The organism is Myxococcaceae bacterium JPH2 (assembly GCA_016458225.1).
Lineage (GTDB): Bacteria > Myxococcota > Myxococcia > Myxococcales > Myxococcaceae > Citreicoccus.
In genome coordinates this window covers 42,723-57,086 of sequence record JAEMGR010000015.1, presented here as the reverse complement: position 1 = coordinate 57,086, position 14,364 = coordinate 42,723, and the positions used below count along the sequence as shown (strand labels likewise).

The 14,364-nt window shown below is 70.9% G+C and carries 14 protein-coding genes; 7 read left to right on the top strand and 7 right to left on the bottom strand.

The features are described from left to right. Nucleotides 1-43 precede the first annotated feature (43 nt). Nucleotides 44-655, top strand: a complete 612-nt coding sequence (locus JGU66_22270; protein MBJ6763503.1) for a glutathione S-transferase family protein — start codon at nt 44-46, stop codon at nt 653-655. An 18-nt stretch (nt 656-673) separates the two neighbouring features. Here JGU66_22270 and JGU66_22265 read toward each other — a convergent pair whose 3' ends face one another. The 4 genes from JGU66_22265 to JGU66_22250 all read right to left on the bottom strand — a co-directional run bounded on the left by JGU66_22265 (nt 674) and on the right by JGU66_22250 (nt 4,366). Further along, complete coding sequence (locus JGU66_22265; protein ID MBJ6763502.1) at nt 674-1,642, bottom strand: delta(1)-pyrroline-2-carboxylate reductase family protein; 969 nt, start codon at nt 1,640-1,642, stop codon at nt 674-676. A 105-nt stretch (nt 1,643-1,747) separates the two neighbouring features. Beyond that, nucleotides 1,748-2,782 carry a rod shape-determining protein gene (locus JGU66_22260; protein MBJ6763501.1) on the bottom strand — a complete coding sequence of 345 codons (1,035 nt, stop codon included), beginning with the start codon at nt 2,780-2,782 and terminating at the stop codon, nt 1,748-1,750. A 196-nt stretch (nt 2,783-2,978) separates the two neighbouring features. Beyond that, complete coding sequence (locus JGU66_22255; protein ID MBJ6763500.1) at nt 2,979-3,524, bottom strand: putative ABC transporter permease; 546 nt, start codon at nt 3,522-3,524, stop codon at nt 2,979-2,981. A gap of 119 nt (nt 3,525-3,643) precedes the next feature. Then, complete coding sequence (locus JGU66_22250; GenBank protein ID MBJ6763499.1) at nt 3,644-4,366, bottom strand: glycosyltransferase family 2 protein; 723 nt, start codon at nt 4,364-4,366, stop codon at nt 3,644-3,646. Nucleotides 4,367-4,559: 193 nt separating this feature from the next. Between JGU66_22250 and JGU66_22245 the strand changes: the two genes are divergently transcribed. The 6 genes from JGU66_22245 to JGU66_22220 all read left to right on the top strand — a co-directional run bounded on the left by JGU66_22245 (nt 4,560) and on the right by JGU66_22220 (nt 10,857). Continuing rightward, nucleotides 4,560-7,082, top strand: a complete 2,523-nt coding sequence (locus JGU66_22245) for a response regulator (GenBank protein MBJ6763498.1) — start codon at nt 4,560-4,562, stop codon at nt 7,080-7,082. Between the two features lie 206 nt (nt 7,083-7,288). After that, a complete protein-coding gene (locus JGU66_22240) occupies nt 7,289-7,588 on the top strand; it encodes a hypothetical protein (protein MBJ6763497.1) in 300 nt (99 codons plus the stop codon). 57 nt (nt 7,589-7,645) lie between these two features. Further along, nucleotides 7,646-8,470 (top strand): 2,3,4,5-tetrahydropyridine-2,6-dicarboxylate N-succinyltransferase, encoded by an 825-nt coding sequence (locus JGU66_22235; protein ID MBJ6763496.1) that lies wholly within the window; start codon nt 7,646-7,648, stop codon nt 8,468-8,470. Nucleotides 8,471-8,536: 66 nt separating this feature from the next. After that, nucleotides 8,537-9,172, top strand: a complete 636-nt coding sequence (locus tag JGU66_22230) for a cupin domain-containing protein (GenBank protein ID MBJ6763495.1) — start codon at nt 8,537-8,539, stop codon at nt 9,170-9,172. 54 nt (nt 9,173-9,226) lie between these two features. After that, nucleotides 9,227-10,315 carry a succinyl-diaminopimelate desuccinylase gene (locus tag JGU66_22225; GenBank protein ID MBJ6763494.1) on the top strand — a complete coding sequence of 363 codons (1,089 nt, stop codon included), beginning with the start codon at nt 9,227-9,229 and terminating at the stop codon, nt 10,313-10,315. A 170-nt stretch (nt 10,316-10,485) separates the two neighbouring features. After that, nucleotides 10,486-10,857, top strand: coding sequence for a hypothetical protein (locus JGU66_22220; GenBank protein ID MBJ6763493.1), 372 nt, complete (start codon nt 10,486-10,488; stop codon nt 10,855-10,857). Between the two features lie 188 nt (nt 10,858-11,045). Here the strand turns inward: JGU66_22220 and JGU66_22215 are convergent, their stop codons facing one another. The 3 genes from JGU66_22215 to JGU66_22205 all read right to left on the bottom strand — a co-directional run bounded on the left by JGU66_22215 (nt 11,046) and on the right by JGU66_22205 (nt 14,364). Continuing rightward, nucleotides 11,046-12,335, bottom strand: a complete 1,290-nt coding sequence (locus JGU66_22215) for a hypothetical protein (GenBank protein ID MBJ6763492.1) — start codon at nt 12,333-12,335, stop codon at nt 11,046-11,048. Nucleotides 12,336-12,796: 461 nt separating this feature from the next. Next, nucleotides 12,797-14,053, bottom strand: coding sequence for a hypothetical protein (locus JGU66_22210; protein MBJ6763491.1), 1,257 nt, complete (start codon nt 14,051-14,053; stop codon nt 12,797-12,799). Beyond that, a complete protein-coding gene (locus JGU66_22205; protein ID MBJ6763490.1) occupies nt 14,050-14,364 on the bottom strand; it encodes a 4a-hydroxytetrahydrobiopterin dehydratase in 315 nt (104 codons plus the stop codon). Before JGU66_22205 ends, JGU66_22210 begins: the two co-directional genes overlap by 4 nt.

Here is a 14,364-nt window from a genome sequence, read left to right as displayed (position 1 = left end):
GGCCACGTCACCTTGGCGCTCGTTCAATCCCAGGAGCGTGCACATGAAGCTGTACTTTGCCCCTCGAAGCCGTGCGACCCGTGTCCGTTGGCTGCTCGAGGAGATTGGTGTGCCTTACGAATTGGCGCGCGTCGACCTTTCCCAGAAAGAGAACCTTGCTCCCGACTATCTGGCGGTCCACCCGCTGGGCGAACTCCCTGCCCTCGTGGATGGAGACCTCACGTTGCTGGGGCCCATGGCCTGCTGTCTCCATTTGACAGACATGTTCCCGGAGAAGGCCCTGTCCCCACGGTTGGGCACTCCAGAGCGTGCCCGCTATTACCAGTGGTTGGCGTTCGTGGACGGGGTCCTCGAACCCGTGGTGCTCGAGTTCTATTGGGACGCGCAATCGTCCGAGGACCCATCGGTAAGCCCGCGCTCGCCGGAGGAACTCGCGAGACACCGGGAGCGCTTGGTGAAGGTGCTCGACATGATCCTCGCGGGCCTGGGGGGGCGCGAGAACATCGTCGGAGCCTCGTTCACCACCGCGGACATCGCGCTCGCGTCCATTCTTCATCTCGCGAACAGGTTGATGCTGCTCACCCAGCATCCTCCTTTGGTGGAGTACGTCATGCGGCACGCCCAGCGCCCGGCTGTGCGGCGCGCGATTGTTTGAAGGCGCTGGCGAGATTCCTTACCGGGCTCCCTCCGCCGAGATTGTCTGTGCATGGGTCTCCAGCGCGAGGAGGCTCGCGGCGAGGTCCCAGCATGCGTAGCCCACGCTCTTGAAGACCACGGGCGCGTGCGGATGGTCGCGTAGGGGGGCGATGTCCTGGAGCGCACGCACTCGCTCCCAGTCCACATGGGCTTGGATCAGGTCCCCCGCTTCGTCCTTCACTCCGAAGAGCGTGTCCACGCGCAGGCGCTCGTGGTCCGCGGCGAGCCGCACCAAGCCTGAGGGCAGCTCTCGCATCTCCGGACGGAAGGCTCCGATGGCCGCGACGAAGTGCCGTCCTCGCCAGCAGCCCGCGTCCAGGTCCGGCAGCACGGGCGCATGGCTCGTGGTGGCGGTGACGACCAGCCCCACGCGCTCCAGGACCTCGGGGAGGGCGCTGGCTCGTGGCTCTACCTCCACGTGCGCCCCTTGCTCGCGCAGATGCCTCGCCAGGGCCTCCGCCGGGCCCGGTGAACGGGAGTGGATGACCACGCGCCTGGTGCTTCTCGCAGCGAGGAAGGCCTCCGCATGGGCTCGGGCCTGCACTCCGGCGCCCACGAGCAGCAGGTCATCGTCGGGCCTGGGTGCGAGGCGCTGGGCGGCCAGCAGCGTCACGGCGGCGGTGCGGCGCGCGGTGACCGTGGCGCCATCGAGCACCAGCCGGCGCGCTCCCGTGGCCGCATCCAATACGAGCACCTCGGCTTGGATGGCTTTGAGTCCTCGGGAGGGATTGTCCGCGTGCACCGTCACCAGCTTGGTGATGGCCACCCGCTCGTTCGTGGCGGGCATCACCAGCAACGTCCCGCCCGGCAGGTCCACCGCCAGCCTCGGCGGCGCGTGCGCGCGGCCCTCGCGCAGCTCCCCGAGCATCGCGTCGAGCGCGCGCACCAAGCCGGGATAAGGCAGACACGCAACGGTTTCAGCCGCGGAGAGCCAGGGCAGGGACATGCCCTTGAGTGTAGCGAACGCGCACTCAGGGAGAATGCCCGCAAAGACAATCGGCGCCGGCCTGCGAGGCCCGGCGCCGATGTTGTGCCACGACAGGGAAAGACTTCAGCCTGGCTGGCAGACCTGCCGGAGGATGTCGAGCGACTCGAGCGCCTTGCCCGCGCCAATCACGACGGCGGAGAGCGGATCCTCGGCGAGGAACACCGGGAGGCCCGTCTCCTCGCGCAGCAGCGTGTCCAGGTTCTTCAGGAGGGCGCCGCCACCCGCGAGCACGATGCCGCGGTCCGCGATGTCACCGGCCAGCTCGGGCGGGGTGCGCTCCAGGGTGAGCTTCACGGCCTCGACGATGCCGTTGACGGGCTCGGCGAGCGCGTCACGCACCTCGTCGCTGGAGACCGTCAGCGTGCGCGGCACGCCGGCCACGAGGTCGCGACCCTTGATCTCCATGGTCATGACTTCGTCGGTGGGGTACGCGGTGCCGATGCCCATCTTGATGAGCTCGGCGGTGCGCTCTCCGATGAGCAGGTTGTACTTGCGCTTCACGTACTGGATGATCGCCTCGTCCAGCTTGTCGCCGCCGATTCGCACGGACTTCGCGAACACGATGCCGGCGAGGCTGATGACCGCGACGTCGGACGTGCCGCCGCCGATGTCGACAATCATGTTGCCGCTCGGCTCCGTCACCGGCAGGCCCGCGCCAATGGCCGCGGCCATGGGCTGCTCGATGAGGTAGACCTCGCGGGCGCCCGCGTTCGCCGCAGCCTCACGCACCGCGCGCCGCTCCACCTCGGTGATGCCAGACGGGATGCCGATGATGATGCGCGGATTCACCAGCGTCTTGCGGTTGTGCGCGCTCTGGATGAAGTAGCGCAGCATCGCGGCGGTGATTTCGAAGTCCGCGATGACGCCGTCCTTCATGGGACGGATGGCCACGATGTTGCCCGGCGTCCTGCCGAGCATCTCCTTGGCCTCCTTGCCCACGGCGAGCACCTTCTTGCCCCCGCGCGAGTCCTGCTGCACGGCGACCACCGAGGGCTCATTGGACACGATGCCCTGGCCGCGGATGTAGATGAGCGTGTTCGCCGTCCCCAGGTCGATGGCGAGATCGCGCGAAAACAGGGTGTGAAGCCAGTCGAACATACGCGGGCGGAAACTTTCGAGGGGGCGGCGGAATTTCCCCTCAACGTGGGAAGAATGCGCGGGGCAAGGTACTACGCGCCGCAGCACGGAGGAAGAAAAGCCGAAACGCTCGGGGGATTCAGCCTGCTGGGCAACCAGGCCCGCCAGGGGCCGTGCTCCTTGTGGCTCTACAACGGGCGGCTCTACAGCAGGCGGCTCAGTGCATCACTGACGCGGCCTCGTCCCGAGCCGTGTCGCGCGTGCCCGCGACCTGCTCCAGGCACTCAGGCGGCGCTTCGGTCGGAGCCCACCCGGGCCCCGGGCCCAGCGGCAGCGCGGCGGGCGTGGGCCTCGCTGTCGAGCGGGTGGCGTAGAGCAGCGCGTCGCGCACGGGCTCGAACGCGAGCGCCGTGAGGTACCAGGCCGGGGCGTAGTCCAGACGCACCAGCCCGTTCACGTTCCAGCCGCTGTGGGAGTAGTCCCAGGGGCACCGGCCGAGCAGGCGGCGCAGCGTCCACCCGGTGCCGTACTCGGCCGCGTAGATGACGGCGGTGTAGGCGAGCGCCCTCACGGGCCGGGGCAGGTGCTTGAGCCGCTCGGAGACACCCTCCAGGGCCAGCGCCGTGAGGCCGTAGATGGGGTGCATCCACAGGTACGTCTTTGACGTGGCGCTCCGGTCCTTCTTCAGGGCCGCCCCCGCACCGGTGAAGAGGACCTCGAGCACCCAGCCTGCGCAGCCGTAGAGCAAGAATCGCGAGAGCACGGAGCAAACTAAGGCATCCCGTGTCTCGGGGCAGGCCTCCCTCGAAGCCATGGAGCCCGCCCCGGCGGTGTCGTCCAGTGGACGCTCGGGCGGGAGGGGCCCTCGCGACACCCGGGTGTCTAGCTTCGCTTCACCGAGTACTTCGCGATGGCGTAGAGGGCGCGCACGCCGTCCTTCCAGCCAATCTTCTTGCCCTCCTCGTAGGTGCGCCCGTGGTAGCTGATGGGCACCTCGAAGACGCGCCAGCCACCGCGAGCCACCTTGGCGGTGATTTCCGGCTCGAAGCCGAAGCGGTCCTCCTCCACGTTGACGTTGCGCAGGACCTCGGTGCGGAAGGCCTTGTAACAGGTCTCCATGTCCGTGAGGTTCAGCCCGCTCGTCATGTTGGAGAGCGTGGTGAGCAGGTTGTTGAGCACGGTGTGCCAGTAATACAGCACGCGCCGCGGCGAGCCGATGAAGCGGCTGCCAAAGACGACATCCGCTTCGCCGTCGATGATGGGCTGGATGACGCGGGGGATGTCGCGCGGGTCGTATTCCAGGTCCGCGTCCTGCACGAGGATGATGTCCCCGGTGGCTTCGGCGAAGCCCCGACGCAGCGCCGCGCCCTTGCCCTGGTTCTTCTCCTGGAACAGCACCCGCAGCTCGTTGCGGTTCTGCGGCGTGGCGCCCAGCATCCCCAGGCCCTGCTCGGACAGCTGCTGGAGGAACTCCCGGCTCCCGTCCTTGGAGCAGTCGTCCACGAGGACCAGCTCCTTGGGGAAGTCCACGGCAGCGCAGCGACGGAGGATTTCCGCCAGGGTGGGAATCTCGTTGTAAACGGGGATGACGAGTGACACGAGCATGATGTGCCGCCGTCTACCTGATTTCGCTACGGCGGGCGACTGTCCTGCGCTGGACCCGCGGATGGGGGGCTGGGCCTCGGGAGGGGGGCTGGGGGCGTCATGAATGTGGCGGTGGGCGCTGGATTTGCGTGGAATGTGCCCACGCTGGTGGCCGGTGGGCGGGGGCGAGGGGCCAGCCAGGGAGTGACCAGGGATGAGTCACCAGCTCGAACGCGCCAGCCAACTGCTGGGCCCCGGTGGAGGGGAGGGCGGGTTGGCCGAGGGAGGGGGGTTGTCCTGGCTGCTCGACGGCGCGTGGTTCATGCCTCACGGGCACTGCTACCTGTGGAAGCCCGAGCTGATGTGGCTGCACATCGCCTCGGACTCCCTCATCGCGGCCGCGTATCTGTTCATCGCGCTGTCGCTGTGGCGGTTGGTGCGCCGGGGGCGGTTGCCCTTCAGCGGAATGATTGTCTCGTTCGGGGTCTTCATCGGGGCGTGCGGCCTCACTCATGTGATGGAGGTCTGGAACGTCTGGCACTCCGCCTACTGGCTGTCGGGGAGCATCAAGCTGCTCACCGCGCTGGCCTCGGTGGCCACCGGTCTCTACCTGGTGCCGCTGCGCGGGCGCATCATGGATGTGGCACAGACTGCGCGCATGTCGGAGGACCGGCGCGCGCAGCTGGAGATTCGCAAGGCGGAGCTGGAGACGTTGTACGGGCGGCTGCAGGAGTCGGACGCGCACCGCACGGAGTTCTTCGCCAACATCAGCCATGAGCTGCGCACGCCGCTGGCGCTCATCCTGGGGCCGCTGGAGCGATTGATTCAGCGCGAGGGGTTGGCGGCGGCGGACCGCAAGGACCTGGAGGTGGTGCGGCGCAACGCGCGCGTGTTGCTGCGGCACGTGAACTCGCTCCTGGACGTGGCGAAGCTGGACGCGGGGATGATGCGGCCGGCCTATGCGGAGGCGGACCTGTCGACCCTGGTGCGCCTGTGCGCGGAGAACTTCCAGGGGCTCATCGCCGAGCGCGCGCTGAACTTCCAGCTGGACCTGCCGGAGGCGCTGCCGGGGCAGGTGGACCCGGACCAGGTCCAGCGCGTGGTGCTCAACCTGCTCTCCAACGCGGTGAAGTTCACCCCGCCCGGCGGCATCCTCCGGGTGGAGCTGACCGCGCGCGAGGGCGCCGCGCAGTTGGTGGTGGAGGACTCGGGGCCGGGCGTGCCGCCGGCGCTGCGGGAGATCATCTTCCAGCGCTTCCGCCAGGGCGCGCCGGTGGAGGCCAGCGTGCTGGGCGGCACGGGGCTGGGGCTCGCCATCGCGCGAGACTTCGTGGTGCTGCACGGGGGCCGCATCCTGGTGGAGGACCGGGCTGGAGGCGGTGCGCGCTTCGTGGTGACGCTGCCCTTGCGCGCGCCCGAGGGCGAGGACGTGCGCGGGCGCACGGAGCTGGATGCGAGGGCGCTGGGCGCGGTGGCGCGGGAGACGGCGGCGGCGACTCGGGAGCTGGGCGAGGATGCGCCGACCTCGCCCGAGACACCGGAGGATCCGCTCCGGCCCCGCGTGCTGGTGGTGGAGGACACGCGCGAGATGCGCCGCTTCGTGGCGGACACGCTGGCGGCGGACTTCCGCGTGGAGACCGCCGTGGATGGCGAGGAGGGGCTGAGCAAGGCTCGCGCCCTCAAGCCAGACGTCATCGTCAGCGACGTGATGATGCCGCGCATGGGCGGGGAGCGGCTGGTGCGCGAGGTGCGCGCGTTCGAGGAGCTGTCGGGCACGCCGGTGCTGCTGCTCACCGCGCGCGCCGACGATGCGATGCGCGTGGAACTCTTGCGTGCGGGGGCGCAGGACTACGTGGTGAAGCCCTTCGTCGCCGAGGAGCTGCTGGCGCGCGTGCACAACCTGGCGGTGATCAAGCGCACGCGCGAGGTGCTCCAGTCGGAGGTGTCCGAGCGCTCGGAGGACGTGGTGCAGCTGGCGCGCGAGGTGGGGTTGCGGCGCCGCCAGTTGGAGGTGGCGCTGGAGTCCACCAGCGCGGCGCGGGTGGTGGCCGAGCGCGCCAGCGAATCCAAGAGCACGCTCCTGCGGCTGGTGTCGCACGAGCTGCGCACGCCCTTGTCGGTGCTGCACCTGACGCAGCACGCGTTCCTGCGTGAGCTGGGGCCGCTGTCGCCCCGGGCCTCGGAGATGTTCGACCGCATGGGCCGCTCCGCCTCGCGTCTGCGGGACATGGTGGAGATGGTGCTCCAGTACACGCAACTGGAGGAGGGACAGCTCGTGGTGCGCCGCGGGCCGGTGGACCTGGTGGCGGTGGCCGAGGAGGTGCTCGAGGAGTGTCGCGCCGAGGCCGAGCGCAAGCAGCTCACCCTGGAGCTGGAGCGGCCTCCGGGGCCAGTGGTGCTGAGCACGGACGCGCGCATGGTGCAGCTCGTGCTGCACAACCTGGTGCTCAACGCGGTGAAGTATACGCAGCACGGCGGCGTCCGCGTCTCCGTGGAGGTCGTCCCCGATGTGCGCCGGTTGGTGGTGCGCGACACCGGGCCGGGGATTCCCGTGGAGGCCCAGACGCGCATCTTCGAGCCCTTCCAACACCTGGAGCCGCTCGACCACAAGTCCAAGCCCGGCGTGGGCCTGGGCCTGACGCTGGTGCGCGAGCTGACGGCGGTGCTGGGGGGCAAGGTGATGCTGCGCTCGCTGCCCGGTCACGGGAGCGTCTTCACCGTCGACCTGCCGTCGTGAGGGCGTCCCGGGCGTGCGCGCCCCGCGCTGGCCGCTGGTTCAACGCCCGATTGGAATCGTGGCGCGTGGGCCCCTGCATTCCTGCGTCTGTCGTGGAGTGAACGCGCGTCTGCTCGGCCTTCTTGGGTCAGCCGGGCGAGCGGGCCCCGGGAGGGGTGGCCTGGAGGAGGGGCGCGCTCCAGGTTGAGGGGGACGGAGGGGGTCCGATGGAACTGGAAGCATCGCCGTTCGAGCGTCGCTCCATCGTCCAGGGCATGCGCGTGCGGGACGAGGACGGCGCGTTGCTCGGGTACGTGGCCTTCATCGGGCAGGAGCACCTGTATGTGCGCCGCTGGCCGTTCTCGCGGCGGTGGGGCGAGGTGCCGCTGTCGGCGGTGCGTCAGGTGCTGGCGGGCACGGTGCGGGTGGAGGGGCGCGGCCCGGTGGTGATGACGCCCGCGCCCCCGGGGCTGCATGGGGAGATTCCCACCCAGACGTTCCCCGTGACGGTGGGACCGGACGCGTAGTCCGGGCGCGCACGCGGGTGCGGCGCGGGGGCCGGAAGTGTGATTCAAGAGGGCGACATGGCCTCCATTGAAGAGCTGTCGCAGAAGGTGTCCGCGGCATTCGCGGACCGCACGAAGCTGAAGGACCCGGAGTTCGTGGCCGCGGTCCGCGAGACCGTGGCGCGCCTGGACGCGGGCGAGCTGCGCGTGGCGGAGAAGGGCCCGGAGGGCTGGCGGGTCCACGCGTGGGTGAAGGAGGCCATCCTCCTGTTCTTCGCCGTGTCGGAGATGCGGGTGATGGAGATGGGCCCCTTCGAGTTCTACGACCGGGTGCCGCTCAAGAAGGGCCTGGAGCAGGCGGGCGTGCGCGTGGTGCCGCCGGGCACGGTGCGCTATGGCGCGTTCGTGGAGCGGGGCGCGGTGGTGATGCCCGGCTACGTGAACATCGGCGCGCGCGTGGGCGCGGGGACCATGGTGGACACCTGGGCCACGGTGGGGAGCTGCGCGCAGGTGGGCCGCCATGTCCACCTGTCCGGCGGCGTCGGGCTGGGCGGCGTGCTCGAGCCACCTACCGCGTCGCCTGTCATCATCGAGGACGGGGCGTTCCTGGGCAGCCGCAGCATCGTGGTGGAGGGCGTGGTGGTGGAGGAGGAGGCGGTGCTGGGCGCCAACGTGGTGCTCACCGCGTCCACGCAGATTATCGACGTCACGGGCCCCGAGGAGCGCGTCTACAAGGGCCGCGTCCCCGCTCGCAGCGTGGTGATTCCCGGCATGCGCGAGAAGCAGTTCCCCGCCGGCAAGTACATGGTGCCCTGCGCGCTCATCATCGGGCAGCGGACTGCCTCCACGGACCAGAAGACGAGTCTCAACGCCGCGCTGCGCGACTTCGGCGTGCAGGTGTGACGCGGAAATCCGCGGGCCCCCGCGCTCCCGTATAGCCCTCCGAGCGGGACGCCACCGGCCGAGACGATGATGCATCTGGACGACATGCTGCCCGGCTGGCTGCTCGGGACCCTGGAGCCGGAGGAGCGGCGGGCGGCCGAGCGTCACCTCGCGGGGTGTGGCGGGTGCCGCGCGGCGGCGGAGCGCCTGCGTCCCGTGGTGGACGCTCTCGGGGCGACGGTGGTGCCGGTGTCGCCGCCGTCTGGAGGGCTCGCGCGGTTGATGGGCGCCATGGAGGGGCCGGGCCGGCTGGCGCGCTTCGCTGGGCCCGTCGCGACCTTGTTCGACGTGACGCGGGAGCGAGCCACCGCGCTGCTCGCGTCGCTCGGTCAACCCGAGGCGTGGATGCCCGGCCCGGTGTCGGGTGTGGAGCTGGCGCCGGTCGAGCCAGGGCCGGGGCGCGAGGGGATGATGGCCGCCTTCGTGCGGTTGCATCCCGGCGCGCGCTACCCCCGGCATACGCACCTGGGGCGTGAGTGGAACCTGGTGCTGGAGGGGGGGCTGCGCGAGCAGGACGGGCGGGAGGTGTGGCCCGGCGAGGCGCTCGACAAGGCGGAGGGGTCCTCCCACGACTTCACCGCCCTCATGGGTCCTGCGTGCATCGCCGCCACGGTGCTGGACGGGGTGGTCCAGTTCGAGCCGGAGCCGTCCACGGCGCCCTGAGCCGCCGTTGCTCCTTCTGCGCCCGCGTCGGGTCGGGGTTATGGTCGGGGCCGCATGTCCCCCACCGACCTCGCCGCCCGCCTCGCCCACAAGACGCTCGAGTTGTGTCGCATCGCCAGCCCCATCACCCAGGAGGGGCCTCTGGCTGACCATGTCGAGCGCTGGGCCCTCGGGCACTTCCCGCGGGAGCAGGTGTTCCGGGTGGGCCACACGCTGCTGGTGGGAACGCTGGACGACCCGCGCCCCACGGTGGCGCTCATTGGACATCTGGACACGGTGCCGATGCACCCGAGCGACGCGGGCCGCGAGCCGCGCATCGAGGGCGAGCGCGTGTTCGGCCTGGGTGCGTCCGACATGAAGGGTGGGCTGGCCGTGATGATGGCGCTGGCCGAGGACCTGCGCCGCGACACGCTCCCGGTCAACATCGCCTTCCTCCTCTATGAGCGCGAGGAGGGGGCCTATGCGGAGAGCGGCCTCATCCCGCTCTATGAGAAGCGGCCGGACCTGGCGCGCGTGAAGTTCGGCATCGCGATGGAGCCCACCGACGGCGTCGTGCAGGTGGGGTGCGTGGGCTCGATGCAGGTGACGGTGCGCTTCACCGGGCGCAGCGCTCACTCCGCGCGGCCGTGGCAGGGCGAGAACGCCATCCACAAGGCGGGGCCGTTCCTCTCGGAGCTGCTCGCTCGCCCGCGCGTGGAGGTGGATGTGGCGGGCTTCCCCTTCTACGAAGTGATGAGCGCCACGCTCGCCAAGGGCGGCCGCGCGCGCAACGTCGTGCCGGACGTGTTCGAGCTGAACCTCAACTACCGCTTCGCGCCGGGCAAGAGCATCGCTCGGGCGCGCGAGGATGTGCTCGCGCTGGTGGCGGGCCGCGCCGAGGTGGAGGTCACGGATGCCTCGCCCAGCGGACCCGTGGCCGCGAGCAACCCGCTGTTCCAGAAGTTGATGGCCCTCACGGGGCTGCCCGCCGCGTCGAAGCAGGCCTGGACGGACGTGGCGCGCTTCGGTGAGTGGGGCGTGGACGCCATCAACTTCGGCCCGGGCGAGACGGCGCAAGCGCATCAAGTGAACGAGAGCGCGCCCATCCCTCCGCTCGCGGTTTCCTACGAGAAGCTGGCCGCGTTTCTGCGGGGCGCGACGTAGCGCGACGCGAGGAGCCGGAAACTCGGCCTCCGCGCGCGTTCGCCTTCTGACCTCCCGACGCGCGCGCATGGCGTGATTCGTCCGATGGTGTTCACCCGTGCGGGCTCACGTGCGCGAGTCGCGCGCGATGAGGCGTACCCTTCAGATGGTTTCACCCCTGGAGGATATGGATGACCGACGAGACGCGTTCCACGGATGCGAGCAGCACCTCTTCCACTGATGGCCTGGCGGGACTGCCGGGCGCGACGACTCCTTCTCGCCGTGGACGCGGCGCCACGCGGCGCAAGACGGGCGGCACGCGCCGCGCCACGAAGAAGACCTCCGCTCGGAAGAAGACGGGGGCTCGGGCCAAGCGCCCCGCGCGCAAGGCCACGGCGAAGCGCGGTGCCCCGGCGCGCAAGGCCAGCACTCGCAAGGCGACCACGCGCAAGGCCAGCACGCGTCGCGCCGCCGCGGGGAGGACGGCGCGCAAGGGCGCTCGCAAGAGCACGGCCAAGCGCGGGGCGCGCAAGAGCACGGCCCGCAAGTCCACGCGCCGCTGAGCGCGGGCGCGGCCTTGCCCCCTCGTGACGAGGCCCGCACGCACGGAGACGTGCTCACGTCACGAGGTCGGAGCCTCCGGCCTCTTGCCCATGCGACGAGCGCGGTGCACGCGGCCTCTTGCCCACGCGATGCGCGGCGCACCCGTCCTGATGCGCGGGGTGTCACGCGCCAGCGTGGCGGGTCGGGCTCAGTGCTTCACGCGCAGGAGGAACACGTCCGAGCGCGCGGGCGTCTGGTGGCCGGTGCCGAAGTCGGTGTCCCGGTCCGAGTGGCCAAAGAGGACCGCATCCCCATCGGCCAGCACCGCCATGGCTGGCACCGCCTCGAGTCCGAACAGCTCTCCACGCGCTATTGGCGGCTCCGCCAGATACAGGCGCGAGGCGAGTGACTGGCCCGTGGCGTCATAGCCGAGCGTGAACAGCTGCGCGGCGCCCAGGCCATCCTGGCTGGCCGCGCCGTTCTCCAGCATGGAGTACGTGAAGCCCGCCACCGTGGCCTCGCCCGTGGGCCTCACCGCGAGCGCGCCCACCTGGACGTCGCTGCCCAGGCTGTGTGCCCAGTGCTCGGTGCCGTCCGCGCCCACCGCGAGGACGAAGGCGCTGAGCCTCGGCGGCGGTCCCGACAGGTGGGCATCACCCCACGAGATGCCGCCGAGGAAGGCCCCCGCGGCGAGCACCTCGCCCGCGGCGCTCACGCCCACGCTGTCCACCGTGCCTCGCGCCGACTGGAGCACGCGGACCCACGCCAGCGTGCCGCTCGCGTCGTACACGGCGACGAAGGGACTGCCCTCCTTCTGCGCCACGGTGGACTGCGCACCGAAGTGCACCGGCCCTTGGCTGTTGCCCGCGACGATGGCGCGCCCGCTCGCGTCCAACGCCACCGTGGTCAGCGCGACGCCCGCGTCTCCTCGGTCCGGCTGTCCCACCATCACGGTGGCCGTGGCGTGACCGTCCGGGGTGTACGCCACCACGCCGGGACGCGAGGCGCGCGCCCCCCCGAAGTCCACTCCGCCCGAGGTGTTGAAGGCCACGCGAGCCTGTCCCCCGGCATCCACCGCGACGTCCACGAAGGTGACCGCCGCGCCTTGCGGCGTGCTCACCCACTGGAGCGTCCCCGTCGAGTCCAGCTTCGCGAGGAACGCGGTGTCGTGCAGGGGACCGGAGCCCAGGTCCACCGTGCCGTGCACGTTGCCCGCCATCAGCAGGTTGCCCGCGCCGTCCGCCGCCAGCCGCACGCGGATGTCCGCGCGAAGCGTGGGAGGTGTCGCGGGCACGCGCACCTCGAAGGTCTTCACCCAGCGGTTGGCGCCATCGGGTGAGCGTCGCGTGAGCACCAGTCGCACCGTGTCGTCCGACGGCTGGTGCGACTGGAGGCCATCCACGCCCTCCACGGACGCGGTGAGCAGGTCGCCCGAGGCATCCACCGCGAGGTCCTGGGCGAGGTCATCCTGCGGCGTGCCCTCGTGCACCAGCCACAGCGTGGTGCCGGAGGCGGGCAGCACGGGCGGCGGAGGCACGCCCACGGGCGGAGGCACCGACGGCGCGGGGGGGCCGTCCTGCGTGCCTCCCACGGGCGGTGGCGTCGTGGAGGGATCGCGGGTCGGCGGCGTGTCCGCGGGAGGTGTCTCGCAGCCCGAGCCCTCGCAGTCCTCCGCTCCGGGCGTGCTGGCCTGTCCGCCACATCCCCAGGTGGCCCCCACCATTCCGAGGATCGTCGCGCTCGCGACAGTCGTCCGCCATCGTCGGCCCAGGTGCATGGCATCCTCCTCGCTGCCCTGGACGTTCTCCACGCTGGAGGAGGCCCGCAACGCGAGGCCGCGCGGGTTGGCCGGCCGGTCGCCGATGGTGTGGCGACTCCCGGACTCCTGGGGCCTCGCGTCCCCCGCGAGGCAGGCACGCCACGAGGGCGGGGCGAGCGGCCCAGCGCGTCCGTCCGCCGTTACCGCCAGAACCCGATGGACAGGCCCACGTTGCTGTAGCGGCTGGCCATGTCGAACGAAGCGGTGAGGGACCAGTCCTCCCAGTATCGGAGGATGAACAGCTCGAAGCCGCCCGTCACATGGGGACGCGGATTGCGCCCCTCGAAGGGCGAGGGCTCCAGCCAGGTTCCCGCGCGCAGCCGCAGCAGCCCCACCAGCGCATCCCACTCCGCGCCCAGCCGCGGCTGGATGGTGGAGGTGGCGCCCACGCGCGAGGACTCCGCGGTGGAGGCGAAGGTGCGCACCGGCACCGCGTTGTCCACGCCGGAGATGAGGTCCACCTGCGCGGTGACGAGCCACCGGCCCGCGGGCGCGTTCGGAGACTCCTCATCCGGCACCGTCAGCGCATCTCCATCCACGAGCAACTGCCGCCGCGCCGCGGGGGCCAGCCGGTTGTAGTGGTGCGCGCCGTCGCCCAGTCGCCAGCTCGCGCCAATCGACAACACCGCGGGCGCCACCACGGCGGAGTAGAGCCTGCGTCCGGCGATGACCGGGAGCTGTCCCTCGTCGCGGCGCCAGTCCGCCACCACCTCTGGACGCACCGACACACCGATGCGGTACGGCCGCCCATGGGGCCGGTACAGCATGTCCACCGCCACGCCCGTGTCGCCGTAGCGCCAGGACTCATCGCCGAGCTGACTGAAGCTGGCCTGCGCGGAGAACAACCCGAGCGCGAGGATGAAGTCGTCCTGGCCAAAGGCCACCGAGCCCGCGAGCACCGACTGCGTGAGCGACACGCGCAGCCGCCCGCCCTCGCCCGCGCACGCGTCGGTGAGGCAATAGGCGGAGCGGGTGTTGCGCCACGAGAAGCCGATGCCGAAGCGCTTGTATTGCAGCGTCAGCGCGCCCAGAAGCTGCCGGCTCTCCACGGACTCGTCCGGCTGCCCGTCGTTGTCCACGTCGCGGCGCCGCGTGCCCGTGAAGGGCAGGTCCAACCAGGACAGCGTGACGCCTACGTCCCAGTCGCGGTCCAGCGCGGGCGCCCGTTGCGCCAGCGCCGTGAGGTTGCTGGGGAAGCCCGCGGCGCCCTCGGCGATGCCCACGTAGGCGCCGCCCAGGGCCACGACTCGCGCCGAGCCCAGCAGCGTGCCGGAGTTGAAGTACAGCCGCTCGGGGAGCGGCGTGGACGTGTCCTCTTGGGCCCACGCGGCGGAGCTGGCCGTGCACAACGCCAGCGCGCAGCCGAGCGCGCGCCATCCACCTGGGTGCCGACTCACTTCGAGCGCACCACCTCCGCGAAGAGGCGGTCCGCCTCGGCGGCGAGGTCCGTATCGCGGTGCGTGAGTCCTCCAGCATCATGCGTGACGAGCGCCAGCGTCACCTTGCGCCACCGGATGTCGATGTCCGGGTGGTGGTTCGCGGACTCGGCCGCGTGCGCGACGCGCTCCACGAAGGCGATGCCGGCGAGGAAGTCAGGCGCCTCGTAGGTGCGCCGGATCATCCCGCCCTCGTGCTTCCAGTCCGGATGCCGCGCGAGGAAGGACGCCAGCGCGGCGGGAGCAATCAACGAGAGGTCGTCGGTGGCCAT

Excerpts from the sequence above, each read along its gene's own strand:
- JGU66_22270 (MBJ6763503.1), top strand. The coding sequence starts at position 44 with ATGAAGCTGTACTTTGCCCCTCGAAGCCGTGCGACCCGTGTCCGTTGG.
- JGU66_22265 (MBJ6763502.1), bottom strand. The coding sequence starts at position 1,642 with ATGTCCCTGCCCTGGCTCTCCGCGGCTGAAACCGTTGCGTGTCTGCCT.
- JGU66_22260 (MBJ6763501.1), bottom strand. The coding sequence starts at position 2,782 with ATGTTCGACTGGCTTCACACCCTGTTTTCGCGCGATCTCGCCATCGAC.
- JGU66_22250 (MBJ6763499.1), bottom strand. The coding sequence starts at position 4,366 with ATGCTCGTGTCACTCGTCATCCCCGTTTACAACGAGATTCCCACCCTG.
- JGU66_22245 (MBJ6763498.1), top strand. The coding sequence starts at position 4,560 with ATGAGTCACCAGCTCGAACGCGCCAGCCAACTGCTGGGCCCCGGTGGA.
- JGU66_22240 (MBJ6763497.1), top strand. The coding sequence starts at position 7,289 with ATGGAACTGGAAGCATCGCCGTTCGAGCGTCGCTCCATCGTCCAGGGC.
- JGU66_22235 (MBJ6763496.1), top strand. The coding sequence starts at position 7,646 with ATGGCCTCCATTGAAGAGCTGTCGCAGAAGGTGTCCGCGGCATTCGCG.
- JGU66_22230 (MBJ6763495.1), top strand. The coding sequence starts at position 8,537 with ATGATGCATCTGGACGACATGCTGCCCGGCTGGCTGCTCGGGACCCTG.
- JGU66_22225 (MBJ6763494.1), top strand. The coding sequence starts at position 9,227 with ATGTCCCCCACCGACCTCGCCGCCCGCCTCGCCCACAAGACGCTCGAG.
- JGU66_22220 (MBJ6763493.1), top strand. The coding sequence starts at position 10,486 with ATGACCGACGAGACGCGTTCCACGGATGCGAGCAGCACCTCTTCCACT.
- JGU66_22205 (MBJ6763490.1), bottom strand. The coding sequence starts at position 14,364 with ATGGCCACCGACGACCTCTCGTTGATTGCTCCCGCCGCGCTGGCGTCC.